Source organism: Candidatus Saccharimonadales bacterium (genome assembly GCA_035457485.1).
Lineage (GTDB): Bacteria > Patescibacteriota > Saccharimonadia > Saccharimonadales > EFPC-124 > DATIBO01.
In genome coordinates this window covers 104075-122985 of record DATIBO010000006.1, presented here as the reverse complement: position 1 = coordinate 122985, position 18911 = coordinate 104075, and the positions used below count along the sequence as shown (strand labels likewise).

20 protein-coding genes and 4 tRNA genes are annotated in these 18911 nt (G+C 44.4%); 11 read left to right on the top strand and 13 right to left on the bottom strand.

The annotated features are described in order from the left end of the window. The first annotated feature begins 3 nt into the window (after positions 1-3). Entirely contained in the window at positions 4-435 is a 432-nt protein-coding gene (locus VLA77_00745) for a hypothetical protein (protein ID HSE29096.1), read from the top strand. A gap of 201 nt (positions 436-636) precedes the next feature. Here VLA77_00745 and VLA77_00740 read toward each other — a convergent pair whose 3' ends face one another. After that, positions 637-1113 (bottom strand): Hsp20/alpha crystallin family protein, encoded by a 477-nt coding sequence (locus VLA77_00740; GenBank protein ID HSE29095.1) that lies wholly within the window; start codon positions 1111-1113, stop codon positions 637-639. A 118-nt stretch (positions 1114-1231) separates the two neighbouring features. Here VLA77_00740 and VLA77_00735 point away from each other — a divergent pair, with 118 nt between their 5' ends. Beyond that, positions 1232-1909: a hypothetical protein gene (locus tag VLA77_00735; GenBank protein HSE29094.1), complete on the top strand. Its 678-nt coding sequence runs from the start codon at positions 1232-1234 to the stop codon at positions 1907-1909. Positions 1910-1930: 21 nt separating this feature from the next. On the opposite strand, the gene VLA77_00730 is transcribed toward VLA77_00735, so the two are convergent. Beyond that, positions 1931-2020: transfer RNA gene (locus VLA77_00730), tRNA-Ser, on the bottom strand. Between the two features lie 75 nt (positions 2021-2095). On the opposite strand from VLA77_00730, the gene VLA77_00725 reads away from it, so the two are divergent. Continuing rightward, entirely contained in the window at positions 2096-2647 is a 552-nt protein-coding gene (locus tag VLA77_00725; GenBank protein HSE29093.1) for a hypothetical protein, read from the top strand. Between the two features lie 112 nt (positions 2648-2759). Next, a tRNA-Arg gene (locus VLA77_00720) sits at positions 2760-2836 on the top strand. Positions 2837-2904: 68 nt separating this feature from the next. Here VLA77_00720 and VLA77_00715 read toward each other — a convergent pair. After that, positions 2905-3498 (bottom strand): NUDIX domain-containing protein, encoded by a 594-nt coding sequence (locus VLA77_00715; protein HSE29092.1) that lies wholly within the window; start codon positions 3496-3498, stop codon positions 2905-2907. A 240-nt stretch (positions 3499-3738) separates the two neighbouring features. Between VLA77_00715 and VLA77_00710 the strand changes: the two genes are divergently transcribed. Continuing rightward, the gene (locus VLA77_00710; protein ID HSE29091.1) at positions 3739-4329 is read left to right on the top strand and encodes an NUDIX domain-containing protein; all 591 of its coding nucleotides are present in this window, start codon (positions 3739-3741) and stop codon (positions 4327-4329) included. Between the two features lie 37 nt (positions 4330-4366). On the opposite strand, the gene VLA77_00705 is transcribed toward VLA77_00710, so the two are convergent. The 4 genes from VLA77_00705 to VLA77_00690 all read right to left on the bottom strand — a co-directional run bounded on the left by VLA77_00705 (position 4367) and on the right by VLA77_00690 (position 6220). Continuing rightward, a tRNA-Ser gene (locus VLA77_00705) sits at positions 4367-4459 on the bottom strand. A gap of 68 nt (positions 4460-4527) precedes the next feature. Next, positions 4528-5028, bottom strand: coding sequence for a hypothetical protein (locus VLA77_00700; protein ID HSE29090.1), 501 nt, complete (start codon positions 5026-5028; stop codon positions 4528-4530). Between the two features lie 8 nt (positions 5029-5036). Then, positions 5037-6068, bottom strand: coding sequence for a hypothetical protein (locus tag VLA77_00695; GenBank protein ID HSE29089.1), 1032 nt, complete (start codon positions 6066-6068; stop codon positions 5037-5039). A gap of 60 nt (positions 6069-6128) precedes the next feature. Further along, positions 6129-6220 (bottom strand) — tRNA-Ser (locus tag VLA77_00690). Positions 6221-6437: 217 nt separating this feature from the next. Between VLA77_00690 and VLA77_00685 the strand changes: the two genes are divergently transcribed. The 3 genes from VLA77_00685 to VLA77_00675 all read left to right on the top strand — a co-directional run bounded on the left by VLA77_00685 (position 6438) and on the right by VLA77_00675 (position 8440). Then, entirely contained in the window at positions 6438-7559 is a 1122-nt protein-coding gene (locus VLA77_00685) for an MFS transporter (protein HSE29088.1), read from the top strand. Positions 7560-7637: 78 nt separating this feature from the next. Continuing rightward, positions 7638-8030 (top strand): HIT family protein, encoded by a 393-nt coding sequence (locus VLA77_00680; protein ID HSE29087.1) that lies wholly within the window; start codon positions 7638-7640, stop codon positions 8028-8030. An 89-nt stretch (positions 8031-8119) separates the two neighbouring features. Next, on the top strand, positions 8120-8440 hold the full coding sequence (locus VLA77_00675; GenBank protein ID HSE29086.1) for a hypothetical protein: 321 nt from the start codon (positions 8120-8122) through the stop codon (positions 8438-8440). Here the strand turns inward: VLA77_00675 and VLA77_00670 are convergent. After that, positions 8432-11002 (bottom strand): valine--tRNA ligase, encoded by a 2571-nt coding sequence (locus tag VLA77_00670; GenBank protein HSE29085.1) that lies wholly within the window; start codon positions 11000-11002, stop codon positions 8432-8434. The genes VLA77_00675 and VLA77_00670 overlap by 9 nt on opposite strands. Before the next feature lie 162 nt (positions 11003-11164). Between VLA77_00670 and VLA77_00665 the strand changes: the two genes are divergently transcribed. After that, on the top strand, positions 11165-11488 hold the full coding sequence (locus tag VLA77_00665; protein ID HSE29084.1) for a hypothetical protein: 324 nt from the start codon (positions 11165-11167) through the stop codon (positions 11486-11488). A gap of 5 nt (positions 11489-11493) precedes the next feature. On the opposite strand, the gene tsaD is transcribed toward VLA77_00665, so the two are convergent. Both tsaD and VLA77_00655 read right to left on the bottom strand, forming a co-directional pair. Beyond that, a complete protein-coding gene (tsaD, locus tag VLA77_00660; GenBank protein ID HSE29083.1) occupies positions 11494-12522 on the bottom strand; it encodes a tRNA (adenosine(37)-N6)-threonylcarbamoyltransferase complex transferase subunit TsaD in 1029 nt (342 codons plus the stop codon). A gap of 69 nt (positions 12523-12591) precedes the next feature. Then, positions 12592-13143 (bottom strand): hypothetical protein, encoded by a 552-nt coding sequence (locus VLA77_00655; GenBank protein HSE29082.1) that lies wholly within the window; start codon positions 13141-13143, stop codon positions 12592-12594. A gap of 126 nt (positions 13144-13269) precedes the next feature. Between VLA77_00655 and VLA77_00650 the strand changes: the two genes are divergently transcribed. Both VLA77_00650 and VLA77_00645 read left to right on the top strand, forming a co-directional pair. After that, positions 13270-14496, top strand: a complete 1227-nt coding sequence (locus tag VLA77_00650; protein ID HSE29081.1) for a Mur ligase family protein — start codon at positions 13270-13272, stop codon at positions 14494-14496. After that, positions 14493-15788, top strand: coding sequence for a UDP-N-acetylmuramoyl-L-alanyl-D-glutamate--2,6-diaminopimelate ligase (locus VLA77_00645; protein HSE29080.1), 1296 nt, complete (start codon positions 14493-14495; stop codon positions 15786-15788). The genes VLA77_00650 and VLA77_00645 overlap by 4 nt, the downstream gene beginning before the upstream one ends. Before the next feature lie 116 nt (positions 15789-15904). On the opposite strand, the gene VLA77_00640 is transcribed toward VLA77_00645, so the two are convergent. From VLA77_00640 to VLA77_00630, 3 genes are read right to left on the bottom strand one after another with little or no spacing between them, the layout of a single operon-like run. Beyond that, complete coding sequence (locus tag VLA77_00640) at positions 15905-16792, bottom strand: hypothetical protein (GenBank protein HSE29079.1); 888 nt, start codon at positions 16790-16792, stop codon at positions 15905-15907. Positions 16793-16816: 24 nt separating this feature from the next. Then, positions 16817-17845, bottom strand: a complete 1029-nt coding sequence (locus VLA77_00635) for a peptidoglycan bridge formation glycyltransferase FemA/FemB family protein (GenBank protein HSE29078.1) — start codon at positions 17843-17845, stop codon at positions 16817-16819. After that, complete coding sequence (locus VLA77_00630; protein ID HSE29077.1) at positions 17845-18825, bottom strand: peptidoglycan bridge formation glycyltransferase FemA/FemB family protein; 981 nt, start codon at positions 18823-18825, stop codon at positions 17845-17847. The genes VLA77_00635 and VLA77_00630 overlap by 1 nt, the downstream gene beginning before the upstream one ends. Positions 18826-18911 lie beyond the last annotated feature (86 nt).

Genomic DNA, 18911 nt, shown 5'->3' with positions numbered 1-18911 from the left:
TAAGTGAAATCTTTTTTGCAAAAAGCAGCACAAACTTTAATGATCGCGCCATTGTTGGTTTTAGGTCTTTCGTTCGTTGTCCCAGTTGCAGTTAACGCAGGTCCAACACCAACTACTACAACAACATGTAACGCTGCAAACCCAGATATTTCTCAGGGTCCTGCTGGTGGCGCAGAATGTGTTCGCCCTAGTGCCGACACGCAACTGTTCGGCTCAACTGGTATCTTTGTAATTGTCACCAACATTTTGATATTCATCATCGGTTCTATCGCCGTAATCATGTTGATCATCGGTGGTATTCGCTACACTGTTTCACAGGGTGACCAAAATGCAATCACAAGTGCCAAAAATACAATTCTATACGCAATCATTGGTATAGTTGTTGCAGTTCTAGCCTTTGGTGCAGTTCAGTTTGTTACAAACGAGCTTACCTAAAGATCGGTTCAAAAAAACAAAGACCGCCTTTTTGGGCGGTTTTTTGTTTGGCAAATTTAGGCTGAGTAGCCCAGCACAGATTAGAGGCTGTGCTGTAGGCAAACTTAAGTAGACTAAGTTAGTCCATCCGAAACATTCTGACTGTCAACGAATATAAAAATAGCCCGCATTGACGGGCATATTTTTTATTAATTCAGTAGCTTATTGGATCTGAATTTTACGAGCTTGTTCTTGCTTAATTTTCGCAAAGCTAATTGTAAGAACGCCATCTTTTAGCATAGCTTCAACTTCTTCTTCTTTGACTTGAACCGGCAAAGCTAAAGTACGAGAGAATTCTCCCCAATAGCATTCTTGCAAATGCCATTGTTCAACTTCTTCTTCGCCGCTTGTAAGAGTTCCGCTAATGGTCAAGATGCCATCAGAAATACTGACGTCTAGGTCTTGTTTGTTTACGCCTGCTGTACGAGCCTTAACAACTAATTTATCTTTTGTTTCAAATACGTCAACAGCAAGCTGACCAGGAACAGCGTCATCCTCTTCCCAGGTCGCTTCTTGCTGAGCGACAGCTCGATCATCGTTCTGTGGCGTCGAAACGTCGACGTCGTCGTCACCTAAAAATGCTGCTGCTAACTCATCTTCAATCAGCAAATCATCATTTTGCTTTTGTCCTCGTGCCATGTGTGTTCACCTCCTCCACTTCAAATTAGGTCTGCACTTGAGGTTACTGTACGCCAATTATAGCGGAAAATTGCAAGTTATGGCAATATTATAAGCAAAAGAAGTAAAAAAGACATCAATGATCGAGAGAATTATTGAGCTGATAGCTCCGCACCAGTGCCTAGCCTGTGGACATAATAACAACATATTTTGCGCTAACTGCTTGGCTGAAAAATTTTGCGAAATTGCAACAGTCTGCGCAATGTGTTCTGGCATCACGGAATTGTATAAGGTTTGCGCGAACTGCCAAGAATCAAAGTTAAATCGAGTTTACATAGCCGCAGAGTACAAGTATGATGTGGCAAAACTTATAAAAGACTTCAAGTTTCATAGAGCAAAAGCTGCGTATAAACCGCTTGCATCAGCAATTGATGCTACTGTTTCATATTTGCCGCGAAATACAGTCGTCGTTCCCGTGCCCACGTCACTAACCCACATTAGGCAACGTGGTTACGACCATGCTTACTTGGTTGCAAAGGAATTCGCTCGGCTTCGTGGTTTAAAAATGATAACCCCGTTGTATAGGAGTTCGGATCAACGACAAGTTGGTGCTAGTAAAAAAGAACGTTTTTTGCAGGCAAAAAGCAGTATTTGCATAAAACCTGGTCAGATTCTAGAATCCAACGTAATTTTAATAGACGACGTCTGTACCACAGGAGCTAGCTTGTATGTGGCGGCTAACCTTTTGCGAGTAGCTGGCGCAGGCCAAATAGACGCCGCTGTAGTTGCTTGGCAGGCTCCAACAAAAAAAGACTAGCAATCGCTAGTCTACTTTGTTTGGCGGAGAGGCAGGGATTCGAACCCTGGGTACTATTGCTAGCACGGCGGTTTTCAAGACCGCTACCTTCAACCACTCGGTCACCTCTCCATTAGTTATGTATTTTACCACATCTGTTAATAAAATCGAGTACTACGCGTTTATGTTTAGTGATATACTTTATTTATGCAGTCAGATCAACATAGGGAGAATAGTCTTTACACGCCGCAACAACAGGGGTACGATGCGCCGGAGCGTGAATTTGACGTTGACGCACCTAGACCTGATTTTATCGACTGGAAAGCCTCCGAATATGTTCAGCACGACAAGGGCTTCGGCTGGTTGATCGCTGTAATTGCCGTATCACTTGCTTTGATCGGTGTAACTGTTTACTTTAAGCAATGGACTTTCGCAGTTCTTATTACAGTTATGGCTGTTGCATTTTGTTATTTTGGATTCAAAAAGCCGCGAATCGTGAGTTACCACCTTACTCAAGAAAACTTAGTTATTGATGGCCGAGAGTACTCTTTTAAAGACTTTCGTGCCTTTAGCGTTCATGAAGACGGAGCTTTTTATTCCATCGTATTGGTTCCCGTCAAGCGCCTGTCGCCGGCTGTAAATATTTATTTTGGTAACGACCAGGCAGAGGCCGTACTTAATATAATTAGTGATCATTTACCTCTTGAAAAAACTACCCCCGACCCCTTTGATGTAATAATGCGCAGATTACACTTTTAAATCTTGCCAAACCTTGATATAATCACATCTGTTCTGCATCGAAATGTGGGAAGTACCTTCTAGTTCAAGGTGCAGCCATGTAGACGTTTATACGCCTTCAAGGCTGCAATATGCACCCGTAGCTCAGCTGGATAGAGCGTTGGCTTGCGGAGCCAAAGGTCATAGGTTCAAATCCTGTCGGGTGTACCAGAAATTATTAAAAATAACTCCTTATGCGGGAGTTATTTTGTTTTATGACAACCTAAAGTTGCTTTGATCTAAATAGTGGCTTCAATTTCCTTAAAAAAACCACTTTCGTTTTTAAGAAGATTGCTTATCTCTCTAAATCCTGGCATCGTGCCACCTTTGATCTCAGACTCCTCCACCCAAAACGCCTCACCTTTCTTTGGGTTGTCGGACTCAAGTTTTGGCTGCCCGGTAAGCTCGCCATAAAAAACGTGACTAAGTAACTTACTAATAACTTCGCCGTCTTTTTTTGCTGTAATATAGACTGTTCCTCGTAGGACTAAATCGACGTTTTCTAGGCCAGTTTTTTCAAACAATTCACGTCGAGCCGATTCTTGTACTGTTTCGTTGAAATGAGTTCGCCCTTGCACAAAGCCCTTAAGCCCAATATACGGCTGAAATTTGTGTTCAAAAAGCAAAATTTTATTGCCACTCATAACGCAAATTGTAGTTACAATATGCGGCTGTTTACGGAGATCGATATTTTTATGACTTGATCGATCAGCCAGCATTAGTCCGGTCCCGGTTAGACTGTAATCTCGCCCGTTTTTTTGGATGATCTTTGATTTTAATAATTGTTCAAGGTGATATGCAAACTGATTGCTCTCTACGCCTTTTGGTCGCATTTGAGCGTATTTTAGGCTTTCCGAGTACATTAATAGGCTGACAATGCTTTTTTGTATATGGTGCACGGAAGTATTCTACGCTTTTACCTCTGTTATGTCAAAACGATTTGACATAAATTTGTTTGTCACAAAGTTGGCTGACACATATTTAATTGCGTCAAAACAAACAATCTATATCTGTTTAGGAGCTTGTTGTATTGTTAATTTTAGGAAGCTTCCTCGTAAAAAATTAGGAGAAGTATGGAAAGATTTACCGGCCCTCACCAAGAGGAGCTACTTGATATTGTTGATGAATTTGGGCGACCAACCGGCAAAACTGCCACAAAGGCGCAGATTCACGCGCAAGGTTTGTTGCACCGCGATACTCACATCTGGGTTTTTAACGACGAAGGTTTTTTGCAGCAACACCGAGCCGCTAATAAAAAAATAATGCCTAACACTTGGGATATCTCTGTCGCTGGGCACGTGGATGTCGGCGAAGATTACTTAGATGCTGCAGTGCGCGAAACCGAGGAGGAGCTCAGTTTGCGCTATCCGCGTGAGCGTTTTTTGCCAATTGGGCGCTTGGGAACGGAGATGTTTTTTAAGGACTGGTCACACCCTCACAGGGTTGTAAGCAAAGATTTTGTGGTATATGACCCCGTGTTAGACTTAAGTAAGGTTAATATTCAGGACGATGAAGTTCAGGGTGTGAGGTTGTATCGGTTTGATGACTTTGATCGAGACTTGATGACGGAAGGGGGTCGCAAAAAGCATGCGCCGCAGCCTCTGGTGGTCTACAGAATGGGTTTAGCGGCAATGTTGGCTGTTCGTGACGCCCAAACCCGCTAAAACGAAAATAGAGCTGGCAAAAGCAGCTCTATTTTCTTGGCGGAGGAGGAGAGATTCGAACTCTCGCAGCAGATTGCTCCACTCTAACGATTTAGCAAACCGTCCCCTTCAGCCACTTGGGTACTCCTCCGTGAGTTCTGGTCTGGGCGGTTAACCAACATATTGTAACATTAATTGATCTGTTGTGCGAGCCCTTTTTTACAATTTTGCACGGTACGTTCGCCAGATTTCTTGTAGGGTCGGGGCAAAATTTGGCTCGTCAATCTTAGTATCTAGCCCATGACTTGTTAAACAGATGGGATTTTTAACTTTAAGCTTTTCGACCGACCTAAGATTTACAACGAAAATGCTCGCAAACTTAAAAATTCCATCTTGCAATTGAAGCATTCCTTCGCCTATTAATTCTGGCTTTTGTGCTATGTCGAGCTCTTCTTTAAACCCTCTTATAGCTGCTTGCTCTGCAGCTTCTTGGTAGCGTTTTATTGTTGCCATGGGGGCTCCATAAAGCCCGTTGTACAGACTGGTTCCAAATCGGGAGTCATCTATTAAACCTAGGACAAACATATTTTCACCAACTTTTAAAAGTCCAAAAACAGTATGACAAATATCGACTTGCTTATTTATTTCGCGTCGCGGTTTTTTGCCAATTAACCTACCTTGTTTGTCTAAAATATCAACTAAGTAGTCGCCGTGCTTCACAAAGTTTATTATATAGCAGCGGGACCGATTGGCGGCAAATCTTTCGGCGGGCCAGCATGTGCGGCTTTTAGTTTTTTCTCTAGATTTTTGATTGTCAAAAATGCACCAAGCCAGATCAAACCACCGGTTGCAAAAACAATTCCGCTAAAAATGAATAACCACATTCCAACATCTGCAGCAATTTGTCGTGCTAACGGATCAACTATGCTGGTGATAATTGCTTGATCGCCGAATGCACTTAGAGTTAGCTTGTTCGAGAAATACCAAAGAACTCCACCGCCAATGACTAAAATTAAAGTACCAAAAAAAGCACGTCGACCCACAGCTTGAATGCCGCGAAGTTTATCTTTACTCAACAAAACATAACCCGTTGCGCTTAGAACCGCCAGGACAGCTAGTCCGGAGATTATGATCTGTAAATTGCTTGCCAAAAATCGTAAAACGTTAACAGCTGGGAGCGTTGGCAGCTGAATATTTTGCTGGGTTAGGGGCTGCACTAAAAAGTCAGAACTATCCACCGCTCGGCTCGCAAGATCGGCGGCATAAGTTTGGGCATTGGAGTTTTTAGGAATACATTGGACTTGCTGACTAGTTACACCGCTAAAATTTGAGCTACAGGTTGGAAGGCTCGAAATTTTGGGTTCGATTTGCTTGGCTAAATTTTGCTTTAAAAGATCGCGTTTTTCGCTTAATGGAATCGAAAACGTGATTGTTTCGCTCTTGCCTTCTAACCAATCGTAAGTACTATTAATAATTTTTTCGGTTGAAGTTCTTAAGAAAGCTGGATCTAGAGTTTGATTAATTGCATCGCGAATGGTAGTTTCGCCCAAAAACTGCTGACTCTCTGGTGCTGAATCAGGTTGGAGCTGCACTGCTATGTTAACGATGTTTTGATAAATTCCACTATTCTCCATCCAACGCAAAACTGTCGAGCGGTTTAAAATCGTTGCCTGCATTGTCGCCACGCTGATTAGTGTGGCTAAGCTGGCCGAAGTTATAACAACAAACAATGCGCGAAGAGTGGCGCGTAAAAAATCCATATAGCTATTGTACGGTTTTGTGGGCAAAATAAATAGCCAGCTTTTACACTGACTACCTATTGGCGGAGAAGGAGGGATTCGAACCCTCGGTAACCATTGCTGGCTACACCGCTTTTCGAGAGCGGCACCTTCAACCACTCGGACACCTCTCCGCGCCGAACACATTATAACAGATAAGCGATGAATTGAAGAAAACAATTAATTATGTTATAGTTTGACAGTTTGCGGAGTGATAAGAGTGCATTTTCTTGCTTTATTATGGCCTCGTGAACTCGAGGCTGCACGTTACTACGGGAGGTAGGGTTGTACCCAAAGCTCAAGAGCAACATCTATCGGTTGTTGTTGTTTTACGGACTCCGTGGATCATTCATGTATGTCCCAATCCTTACTCCATTCTTGACGACACAAGGGATGGGCGCAACGGCGACCCTAGTCGTTATTGGGGTTGGTACCGCGGTGTCGGCAATTTTCGAGATCCCGACGGGCCGCTGGGCTGACTCGTACGGTCGTCGAAAGAGTCTGATCGCAGGCACGCTTCTGTCTGCGCTGGCGATGATCACATACGCAACCGGAGATTCACTGACCCAGTTCTGTGTAGCGGCCGCCATTCTGGGTTTTGGCACTAGCCTGATGGTTGGTGCCGATGCTGCACTTCTGTTTGAGACCTTCGCAAGGCTTAGAATTAGCCACCTGGCTAAGAAGGCTGATGCGAGGGCTCGTGGGATCGCTGGAGTCTTCGAAGCGTCTTGTTCGTTGGTGGGCGCATGGCTAGTTGTGGAACTGGGTGTCGAAATCTCGACTCTCCTATGGGTTCAGGCCGGCCTATATGCAGTCGCTGCGGCGATCGCGTTCGTTCTTTATGACCCTCTTTCTCATGACGAGATTCCTAGCGTAGGGTTGGTGAGAAAGGCTGTGACGAATAACAAGAACTTGCTGTGGGCGCTGCTTTTTGCAGCTACAGCTGGGAACTTGTCGTTCGTTCTGGTTTGGTGGACGCCAGTCTACTACTCCGAGTTTTCCGGACTTAAGATTGGCGAGGGCGCAGGCGGATGGATCTATAGTGTGTACTGGGCACTGTTACTAGGCTCGGTGTTTGTATGGCAGACGTTCATTAAACGGCTGTCTAAAATGCAGTGGACCAGCTTCAGTTTTATGATCACGGCTACCGCCTTATGCTATGGTCTCCTGGTAGTTAAGCCGGGACTCGTGGCTGTCGGCGCGATTGCAATCACTTATTTTGTTCGCGCCAACATCATCCCCATGAGCAACCAGATGCTCAATGAGCAAATCGGCGACGATCGCATGCGAGCAACTATTCACTCAATCTCGCGAACGATTCTATGGGGGTCGTCTGCCTTGATCTGGTGGATCTCGAGCAAAGTTGGGGAAATTAGCGGCTCACTTCTGTACGGTATTGCATTCGCCGGCGTGCTTGTGGTGAGTAGCGCAGCGCTTGCAATGTTTCAGGCCAGGACCGCGATCAGAGCATGAAAGGCCAACAAGCTATGACCGCTGCGTAACGTGCACGGGCCCTCCGGGGCCCGTTTGCATTTGAGGTATAATTGCCTTATGCAAACCTCTATTTTTACCAAAATTATCCACGGCGAGCTGCCAAGCCATAAAGTTTTCGAAGATGATAAGACCTTCGCGTTTCTAGATATTCATCCTATACAGCCTGGCCAAACTCTAGTTGTGCCTAAAATGCAGGTCGATCGAATAGAAGACTTATCCGAAGAAGATTATCATGCGTTAATGAGCTCAGTTAAAAAAGTAATGAAGCGAATAGTCGAGGTCTTTGGCAAAGAGTATCGTGCATGTGTGCGGGTCGAAGGCTTCATCGTCCCGCACGTTCATGTGGTTATTATCCCCTGTAGAGTGGCCGAGGATTTCATGAAACCTCCGTCTAATGACGAACCTGACCATGAGGCGCTCGCTGAAATGGCTAAAAAGCTAGCTTTTTAAAGCTTAACTAATCTAACCAATCTTGAACCCTAATTGACAGTACTGCAACATTGTGCTAATGTTTAAATTGTTAGTATATAAAAACAAACATGAAAAATTTCTTTGCAACATTAGCGCTAACCTTAGTCTTTGCACTAGTTTTGAGCGGTGCACACGCCAAAGATCTAGCTGCGTTACCTAACGCTCAAGATACTGCCAAGGCCGTTCAGCACGATGACACTACGGTAAAGTCTTATAGCGAGCTTCATAATCATGTCGATAAGCAAACTGGTAAAAACTTAGCCGGCGATAATCCGTTAGCGGATAATCGTTCTCTTAGGGTTCGCGAAAAGCATAGTCAAGATATCAAAAAAATGATCAGTAAGCTGATTAAAAACTGGCAACATAACTTATTTATGAGCCTAGCCTAAAAGCTCGAGCTCTTTTTGTAGACGCTCAACCAGAGTTTTGCTTTCTTCAAGTTGACTGCGAGTTTCTTGAACGACTTTTTCTGGCGCGTTGTCGACGTAACCCTTATTACTAAGGCGTTGCTCTAGATGCTTAACTTGAGTCATGGACTGTTCGAGTCGACCCTGAAGTTTATCGGTGTGCTTTTTTAAGGTCTCTGCAGTTACATCTAGCCAAATCTCATGGTTAGCTACGGCTAAACGCAGTCCACTCCCCTTCTCCACTTTTTGAACAATTTCTAGGTTAGCAAGTCGGCGAATTAAATCGCTATTTTGTTCAATCAACGGGTCATTTGTAAAAATCAATTTTTGCTTGCCACTCGCAAGACTTGCGCTTACAAAGCGAGCTTCTATCACGATTTGTTGTATGCTCGCAAAAGCTTCCGCTTTATGGTGGTCGATTTTTACTTCGTTAGGCCAGCTACTTGTGATTAAAAGTTCTTTTTGCCATGCAAGAGTCTGCCAAATTGTTTCGGTGGCAAACGGCGCGAAAGGGTGTGCGATCTTAAGACAGGTTTCAAGCACATAAACCATGACGCTTTTATTGTTGCCATTTTTACTACACTCCACATACCAATCCGCTACCTCGTCCCAAATGGTGTGGTACATCAGTTCGTAAGCTTCCGCAAATCTGTACTGGTCAAGCAAAGAACCGATTTTCTTGCTTGCTTGATTCAAAGTGTCAATAATCCAATGCTCGTCGTTTGTCTGAGGCAATGGTTTTTCGTGCGTATATTCATCACCGACTTTGTCTTCTATGAATCTCGCGATGTTCCAAAGTTTGTTGCAAAAGTTGCGGCCAGCTACGACATTTCCAGTCGAAAAAGCTTGATTTATCCCTGGGCTGCGGCTAGCTAGGAGTCCCATTCTAAGCGCATCGGAGCCGTATTCTTTAACAACGTCCTGCGGGTTAATAACGTTACCTTTGCTTTTGCTCATTTTTTGACCGTGTTCATCTAAAACTAAACCATGTAAGTAGACGTGTTTAAATGGAACTTCGTCAGTCGCATAAATGCCCAGCATAATCATGCGTGATATCCATGGGAAAAGAATGTCGTGCCCAGTTTCCATGACACTTAGCGGATAGTATGGGCTTAGATCGCCACCGTCTAAATAGTCGGTGGTAATAAATGGCCATTGTCCTGAGCTGAACCACGTGTCAAATGTGTCATCTTCGCGCTTGTACTCAATACCATCTACTGTAATATGCTGCTCATTAACGCGATCATCAAAAATCCATTTTGTAGGATCTTCGGTGCTTTGGAACGCTGGAATTGGTATTCCCCATGGAATTTGCCTGCTCAGGTTCCAATCACGCAAGTTTTTTAAATAGTTTAGCAAAACCTTACCCTTGTTTTCGGGGGTGAAGCTGATTTTTCCGGATTCAATGGCGTGAATTGCTTTTTGAGCAAGCGGTTGCACCTTAATGAACCACTGATCTTTTATTAGTGGCTGAATGGTCGTGCCGCATTTGTAACAATGCCCCACCGAATGGCTATAAGTTTTAGCCTCTCGCAACAAGCCTTTATCCGTTAGATACTCAAGCACCAATTTGCGGGCCTCTAGAACGTCAAGTCCAACGTATTCTGGCGGACATTTGTCGGTCATTTTGCCGTCGAAGCCGATTACTTGGATCTGAGGGATGTTATGTCTCTCCCCTATTTCGAAGTCGGTAGGGTCGTGAGCAACAGTTACCTTAACGGCGCCCGTGCCAAAATCAGTTTCAACAGCTTCATCTGTAATGACGGGGATATGCCTACCTGAAACCGGCTCAATTACCATTTTGCCTACAAAATCCGTATAACGAGTATCACCCGGATAAACAGCGACCGCGCCATCACCTAATATCGTCTCAGGTCTAGTTGTAGCAATTACTATCTCCCCTTCTCCATCGACGCGTTTATAGGCAACGCTCCATAGTTTAGATTTTTCAATCTTGTGATCTACTTCAATATCGGCAAAAGAGGTTTGATGTTTTGTGCAGTAGTTAACGATCCGCTCTCCCCTATAGATCAGTTTGTCATCCCACAATTTTTTGAAAGTTTTGTATGTGCGATCGATAACTTTTTTATCTAGAGTGAAAACAAGGTTTTTCCAATCTAAGCTTGCGCCCAGTTCGCGCAGCTGGACTTCCATATTGCCTCGCTGCTCCTGAACGAAATCCCACGTCATCTGGTACAAATCATCACGTGAAAAGTCAAATCGCGACTTGCCTTGCTTTTCTAGATTTCGTTCAAAAACCACCCAAGTCTCGAAGCCTGCATGATCTGCGCCAGGAATAAATAGGGTAGAGTTACCCTTGAGCCGGTTGTAGCGAATTAACGCGTCCTCGACTGCAATTGTAAGTGCATGGCCTACATGTAGATTTCCATTGGCATTAGGCGGAGGAAGGACGATGCTAAAATAACCCTTTTTGGGGTCGCCAATAGGGGAGAAGGAATCGGACTCTTCCCAGAGCTGATAAATTCTTGGCTCGTAGGCTTGGGGTTCGTAGGTTTTAGCTAATTTCATAATAAAAAAATTCACATGAAACTATACCAGATAGTTTCACCTCCAGGTTAGAACAAAAATAGAACTTCCTCACCTTTTTGTTTTACGCTTGTAAGTATATCACAGCTTCGAGCAGGCACGTAAAATGTTAAAACAAAAGCAAAAGCATGATATATTAAAATCAAAAGGGAGTGGTATATGGCTAATAAAGTTACAAAAAAACCAGCCGGCAGCGGAAAATGGCAAATGTCATGGAAGAACTTAATGATTTCCGCATCGGTAGTTCTTAACATTGCGTTTATTGTATTGTTCTTTACGATGTTCTTTACGAACGCACTTGATGCAGTTCAGATCGAAAATGGCGTAGCAAAATACTGCAGCGACGGCAGTAATTATTTATACGAGAACTCTGAAGAAAGTATTCAGGCATTGCGAGACTTTACCTGCGCAAGAGGTGATGCGAAGCCGTACTTTGACAGTGCATTTAAGATTTATCAGATTGCACGTGGCATCAGCCAGTAGTAGCTTTACATACTTAAACTTGGTACAACCTGCAGCTCTAATGGATCTGCAGGTTTTTGCTTTTGCGCTTGATAAAAAGCGAGCGTTGCAATCATTGCTGCATTGTCGGTACAAAGGTTTGGTGCTGGGTAGTTAATCTCGATCGGTAGGCGGTCGGAGAGTTCTTTTCGCAGGGCAGCACTAGAGGCAACGCCACCTGCAATCACAACCGAGGCAGGGGAGTAATCTTTAAAAGCTAGAAGAGTCTTATCGACTAATGTCTCGACTGCAGCACGCTGAAAGCTAGCGGCAATATCGTTACGCTGAGAATCGTTTAAAAGGCCTGCAAGTTGGCTTGAAGGGAAATTGTGATCAACACCACACATTTGCTGTACAAGTCTCAGCGTAGCTGTTTTAAGGCCGCTAAAACTAAAATCATATTTGCCACTTAAGCGGGCCTTGGGTAGTTTATAGGCAAGTGCATTGCCAAGTTCGGCTGCTTTTGCAATTGATGGACCGCCAGGGTAGGGGAGGCCTATAATTTTAGCGACTTTATCAAAAGCTTCGCCGACGGCGTCGTCTTGTGTTTGGCCAAGCAGTTTGTAGTCTTTATGGTCGTTAAATAAAACAAGTTGGCTATGACCGCCACTAACGATAAGGGCTAATGTGGGTAGTTTAGGCTGTGGATTAACCAAGAAGTTTGCGTAAACATGAGCCTCAACGTGATGAATTGCGTAAAGCGGCTTGTTTTTAAGTAGGGCTAATGTGCGGGCCGCGAGGGATCCAATTAAAAGGGACCCAATCAAGCCTGGAGCGTAGGTTACAGCGATTGCATCGATGTCGTCCCAGGTAGTTTTAGCAGCCGACAAGGCCTGATCGATCACCGGCAGAATAACTTCAATATGGCTGCGTGCTGCAACCTCTGGCACAACGCCACCGTACATTTTATGGATATCGATCTGACTTTGTACAATATTACTAAGCAAAATAGAACCGTCTTTAACAACGGCGGCTGCCGTCTCGTCGCAGCTGGATTCGATACCTAAAATAGTCATGCACTAAGATTAGCCTAAACGGGGGTGGAAGTGCAAGATTAAAAACTCCGGATTGCTCCGGAGTTTGCTTTATTTTTCGCTGTCGTCTGGTGTTTTAATGTCGACGCCCTCTTGTTCGGCTTGCTTTAGCGCGTGTTCATGTAATTTATCCATAACTTCTTGCTTGCCAACTTGAGAGTGACCAGTGCTGTATGGGCTATCCATCTGGTTTTCCACTTCTTTAATAGCCTGGTTTTGATGTTCGCGCATGGTTTTAGTGTAATCCACGGCTTTGTTGATGTCTCCTTCGTAAGTGGCATCAACAGCCAGTTTTTTGTATTCATTAGCGCTATCAATACCCCTGTTGTACCAGCTTCTTGGATTTTGATAAGTTTCTGTGACTCTTTTGGCTGTCCCTTCCGCGTGCAAGTCTCTTACTTCTGCATCTTTCGCGTCCTTCGCTCGTTCTGCATCAGTTTTTAAATGCTCAGGAGTTGGACCATATAATTCTTCGTCGGTAGGCTGTGGACCTTCATTGGTTCTTGGCCCGCCGAACATTCCCATGAAACGCGCGCCTAAGCCCTTTCTTTTAGGTTGTTTTTGTGAATTTGGGTTATACCCTGGTTTTTCGAGTGTTGACATATTTGTTTGCCTTTTACTGTTCTTATTTTAACCACATAAAATTGCAGAAGTCAATATACTTATGCTTTAATTTCATATACGTTAGTTGAATTTGCTATTATAGATGTATGTAAACGGGGTCTCGGGGTGTCGCCAAATAAGCTTACTTCTAAAATCAGTGCTCATGCTGCGGCTTTACGTCATGGGATGCCTGGGAAAAAACTACACGTCATTGGTGTGTATGGGGTAGATGGAGCCGACGTTACCATCGCGGCTTTGACCGAAATTTTAAAAACTTCCGGTGAACGAGTTGGTGTGATTAGCGCTGACTACGTTGAGATCGCAAACGAACGAGCGAGCGGCAGTGACCAGGCCCAGCCAATTGAAGATGCATTTAGGCTGCAGGAACTTTTAGCTCAAATTAAACGCGCAAAATGTAATTTTGCAATTTTGCAGCTGCCGCAATTTTTACCAGATCATGGTTTTACGTCCTTACCGATTTCAACCTTGGTTGTTAGGAGAATCACCGATGAGCATCTTGACCAAGTTGCGCTCGCAGCAAATATTGAGCAGCTGCGACAATTAGCTGGAAAGGTCAGTGGCAACATAATTTTGCCAAGTGACGACAGCGGTTACAACGAGATCGCTAAGCATGTTGGGTCAGAAAAAGTATTAAGTTACGGGACAAGTGATCGAGCAGAGGCTCGAATCGAAGGCGTTAAAATGCACCCTAAAGGTTGCGAGATTAATTTGAGCTTTGATACACAGACCCGAATTTCATTAACATGCAAACTTACGACTAAGCAGGCAATCTACAGCTTAACGGCGGCTGCAGCCGCAGCATATATGATTCATGCTCCGCTGGAAACAATTGAAGAGGGCGTCTTTAAGCTTGCGGTTCAGCCTGGCGCGGCGGAATATGTTGTAACAGAACGACCTTACCAGATAGTCCTCGATAGTTCAGTTTCTCCAAGCGGGGTCAACGAAGTTTTAGAAAGTATTAAGCACTTTGCCAAAAATCGAATAATCACAGTTTTAAGCGCGTCCTTGGGGCAACCAACATCTTGGCGTGGTGCAGTTGGCGAAGTGGCGGCGAGTCACTCTGGTCGCGTAATTGTTACTGACGGTGATTATTTGTCAACGGAGGCCCCGGAATCTGTCAGGGCGCAATTACTCGAGGGAGCAAGCCGATCTGCTGGCGATGCTAGTATTGAAGAAGTCCCAGATCGAGCAGAGGCGCTAGAAAAAGCGATCAACATTGCACGTCGTGGCGACATTATTGTTGTTTGTGGTTACAGTGCACGCCAATACCGTCAACACGGCGAAAAGCGCAAAAAGTGGAGTGATAAAAAAGTTTTTGAGGATTTATTATGAACCCATTTGGACCGGTAAAAAGGTGGGCGCGAGCGCACGTAGAAGAAAATTTATATAACAGAGTTATGATTCCTCGACATCATGCGGAAGCAATGGCAGCAAATGTTCGTCACGGATTTCCATCATGGGGGATGAATGTAATCGCTGTAACTGGGACTAACGGTAAAACTACAACTTGCAATATGATTGCTGCGCTTTTAACTGCTACCGGTTATAAAGTTGGCTTGCTGAGCACAGCTACAACCAGTTTGGGTGGTGAGATCAATGAAAATGACACTCATTTAACGACTGCCGGCGGTATGAAGCTGCAAAGTTTAATTGGCCAGATCAAAGCTGCGGGCTGTGACACTCTAGTTTTAGAGGTCAGCAGTCACGCACTAACTCAGGGCCGGGTATGGGGAATCCCCGTAGATGTCGCTGTGATGACCAACTTGACTCAAGACCATCTAGACTATCATGGCACAATGGAAAACTACGCTGCCGCAAAAGCTATGCTATTTAAACGCGCAAAAAAACTGAGCGTTCTAAACATCGACGACGCATATTTTCATACTTTTGAAAGCGCCAGTCGCGCGCGCGTTTTGACCTACGGCAAAGCAGATTTAGCCGACACTAAATTGACTGCCGTTAAGTTGGATCCGAAAGGTGCTGAATTTGTTTTAGAAACAGACGAAAAGAAATCGAAGTTCAAAATGCATTTAACTGGGCTTTTTAATGTTTATAACGCGATGGCGGCTATCACGGTTGCGAGGTTTTATGATGCGGATGATCAGGCGATCCAGACGGGTTTTAATGCATTGATAAATGTTCCTGGCCGCATGCAATTTATCGACGAAGGTCAGGGCTTTAGTGTATTAATTGATCACGCACATACAACCGACGCGCTTAAAAAACTCTTTGGTGAGGTTAAAAGGTTAGGTGGTAAGCGATTGATTACCGTGATTGGTTGCGATGGTGATCGTGACGCAAGCAAACGTGAACCAATTGGCAAGTTATGTGCCGAAAATTCTGACGTAGTGATTCTAACGGAACTCGAAAATTACACCGAGGATTCCGAAAAGATCCGGTCAATGATAAGACGCGGAATAGAAAGCTCTAATAAGAAAATCGACTTTAAAGAGGTTATTGAGCGACGTGAAGCTATTGCGACAGCGCTAAAAATGGCCAAAACGGGTGACATTGTGCTGATTCCGGGGTTAGGAAATCAAGATTACCGTGGAATGGGTGAAGGCAAAATCGACTGGGATGACCGCAGGGTTGTGAAGGAAGAGTTAGCTAAGCTTGGGCGGTGATTTTCGCCTGAGTTTGTTAAAAATGCGCCGTGCTAATTCGCGCGCTCTAGTGTCACGCTTTTTTTGACCTGGAGTTTTATCGTGGGCTTCGGCTTGATCGCTGTTGGCTTCAATACTTAAAAAGCAATCACAATTAAGGCCTGATTCAGCGCTTGGGCCCAGCGTTCTGCAAATTGCTGTTTTGGTGCAAAATTTTTGTGACCGCTTAGCGGATCGGTAAACATAACTTCATCTTGGGCAACGCCAGTTAAAATTACCTGATGTTTAGCTAAGCTGGAGTTTGTTGATTTTAGAGGCAATATACAAAACAACTTAGCGGCGTGTTTGTTTGCGATCTGTGCTAAGTTAGCGATGGTGCTAAAGTCTGATCCTAAAATATCAACAGTAGCGACGCGCTTTTTGTAAAACTTTTTAAAAGCGGTGCTGTGAAAAAAGTTTAAGTACTGATGATTTTCAATCACGGGATCGCCAAAAACCTGTGTAGCACCGTAGGCAACGCTGCGGGCTGCGGGCATCGTGCCAGTTACTCCCGCAAAAACCATCCTAAAGCATGCGTTGGCACACGAACGAATCCCAACAATTCCATCGTACAGCATATTTAAGCCGCGCATTGTGGCAAATGGCGGTTCGGCTAGGAGGTGCGAATCAATATGTTGATTTTGTAAATCAGGCCAAATTGCCTCGTTAAAAACATGCGCTAAACTCGTGTCTTTGTGTCCGGCGAGGTCAGATGTTTGTGCGCGCTTATGTAGCGCCAAAGTGTCGCTTAAGGCGCGCATGTCCGGTGTAAAATAATCCTGACTTGTAAGAAATCCAGGATCGAGCCGATCGTCAATTTGAGTGAGCTCTTCTTGAATTTTATTCAAAACAGACCTAATAACTTCGGTGTGTGGGCCGCTGGCATTTTTACCTAGGTGTGGTTGTTGGGCAATTTCGGTAAAACCGGTGGCAAAGAAATCGATTCCAGTAAAAACTTCCTGGTTTTCGGAACGCTCGGGACTCATGGTGAAGGTTATTCTAACAGTAAATTAGTAAAAAGTTCTATTTTTAAATCTGTATTCTAGGCTTTGACTGGCTCGCTCCCCAAGCTTGCACCAGGCTTTGTAGGCATTTTGATTGATTGGCTGATCGAGGGTTCCGACAAATTCGGTCAAACTATTGCTAAAGGATGTTTTAAAAAGTCCTAATCCATAAAACTTGTGCTGGGTGTTTTCTAGCTGATCGGCCGGGGGAGTGCCGTGGAGGTCGTACTTAGTTACGCCCCTTGATTTTAACCACTGCATAACTCGCCACTGTAATAAATGAGCAGCGCCACTTTTTAGTGCGTCGCGATCCGATGCCCCGTCTTTGTAGAGTCCTTTTTTGCCAATTAAAGCTATAAAAACGCCGGCAATAACTTGTTTATTGTGGTATGCAAAAAATAGTTGACCTTGATGGGCGTCGATCCATTTTTGCCATAACGATCTGTGATAGTTGAAGTCACGTACGTGGAACCCAGCTCGTTCGCCGGTGCCTTTGTAAAGTTTGTACATTTGTTCAAAGTTTTCTTGCGTTGGGGTGACTGGTTCGGCCGTTACGCCTGCGGCTTCGGCTTGCCTAATTGCGCGACGCGCACGTTGCCTGAATGTAGCCAAAATAGCAGCTTCGTTAGGTGATAAATCGATAATTACGGTGCTGGCGTTAGGTTGAATATTATGGACTTTGTGTAAATCTTTTGGATAACCATCTGTCTGCAAAATCTCGGGCTCCATTTTAAAAGCAAAAATTTTTTTGTCTTGAGCAAATTCCTGGTTCTCTTTTAAAATTTGCTCAAAGTCTGTGACATTTGTTGCGCCAGGGCCTTTGGGTGAATACCAAAGTTCACCAATTAAGGGAACCTTACGACTTAAGTAAAGGCAAGCAATGTTTTTAACGTCATAAATGACATATTGTGGCATCCAACCTTGCGACTGTTTGATTTGTGCGAACGCTTTTGTTTGAAACACATCACCGCCGTTAGGAGATTCTATAATTAGTTCATCCCAGTGTTCTAACTCGTGAACTTGAGCAAAACGCATTATTTTAACAAACCTTTAGCTTTATGCGCTAGGCGATATGCTACGTAGTGTAGCGGTTTAGTCGGAAGTTCCCAGGTTCCCAAAAATTCCCGCATATGTCCACCGAAAGATTGTTTAAAATGCGTGAAGCCTGACCATTTGTGGTTTTTTTCGTTGGGTGGAGCGATTCCAAAAAAGTCAAAATTGGCCTGGCCGTTTTGTTTTGCGTCGAAAATCATGGTACTGAGTAGCGGGCTACCGGGGTGTAGCTTGCGTGCTTCGCGGTAGCTGGCGGCATGAGCGTAATAACGCGTGGTCGGGCTGTCGTAGACTAAAGCGCTGGCAACTGGCTCATTTTTGTGTGTGGCGATGTAAATCTTAGCTGCACCGCGCTGCAACAGAGTGCTTGCAATCGCCTGAAATACTTTGTCGCTGTGCGGGGTGATCCCAGTTAATTTTGCCACCTCGTGAATCATATCTAAAAATATTGGCAAGTCGCCAGCCGAGCTGCTTTGCTTAAATTTTAGACCTTTTTTTGCGGCCGTGTTGTACAAGTTACGGTTGGTGCTGGTCATTTCACTTAGTAGCTCGTCAGTTGATCTGGTTAAATCTTTAACCCAGGTGTAGTGAGGCTGTATATCTTTAGGCGCTCGCTTTAATCCCCGGACCTGTAATTGTTTAGTTGTGAGATTTCCAACGGGCTCTACACGAAAATAGCTAACTTCTTCTTGTTTAGATAAGTGTTTAAGGGCACTAAGCGCTAAGTCAAAACCTGAGCGGGAGGAAACCTGAGGGCCATAAGGGCAGTAAATCCGGTTGCCAAGCTGACCTTGTTCTAAAATCGCTAAGCATTGCCATCCGGCACCTTTTGCATAAAAAGTTTTTTTGCCGAGCGCAGCCTGCACAGCCGCCCAATGGCTGCTTTGCGTAAAGGCGCCACCGCTTTTAAATAATTGATCATCCCATTTTTGATCCGGAATACCAGGTTGCCAGTTAGTCATTACATTTAGTATATGCGCGCTGGGGGGCGATAAACAAGTCCGGTTCATGTTATAATGAGGGCTCGTACTAATGTTGGAGGGACGTA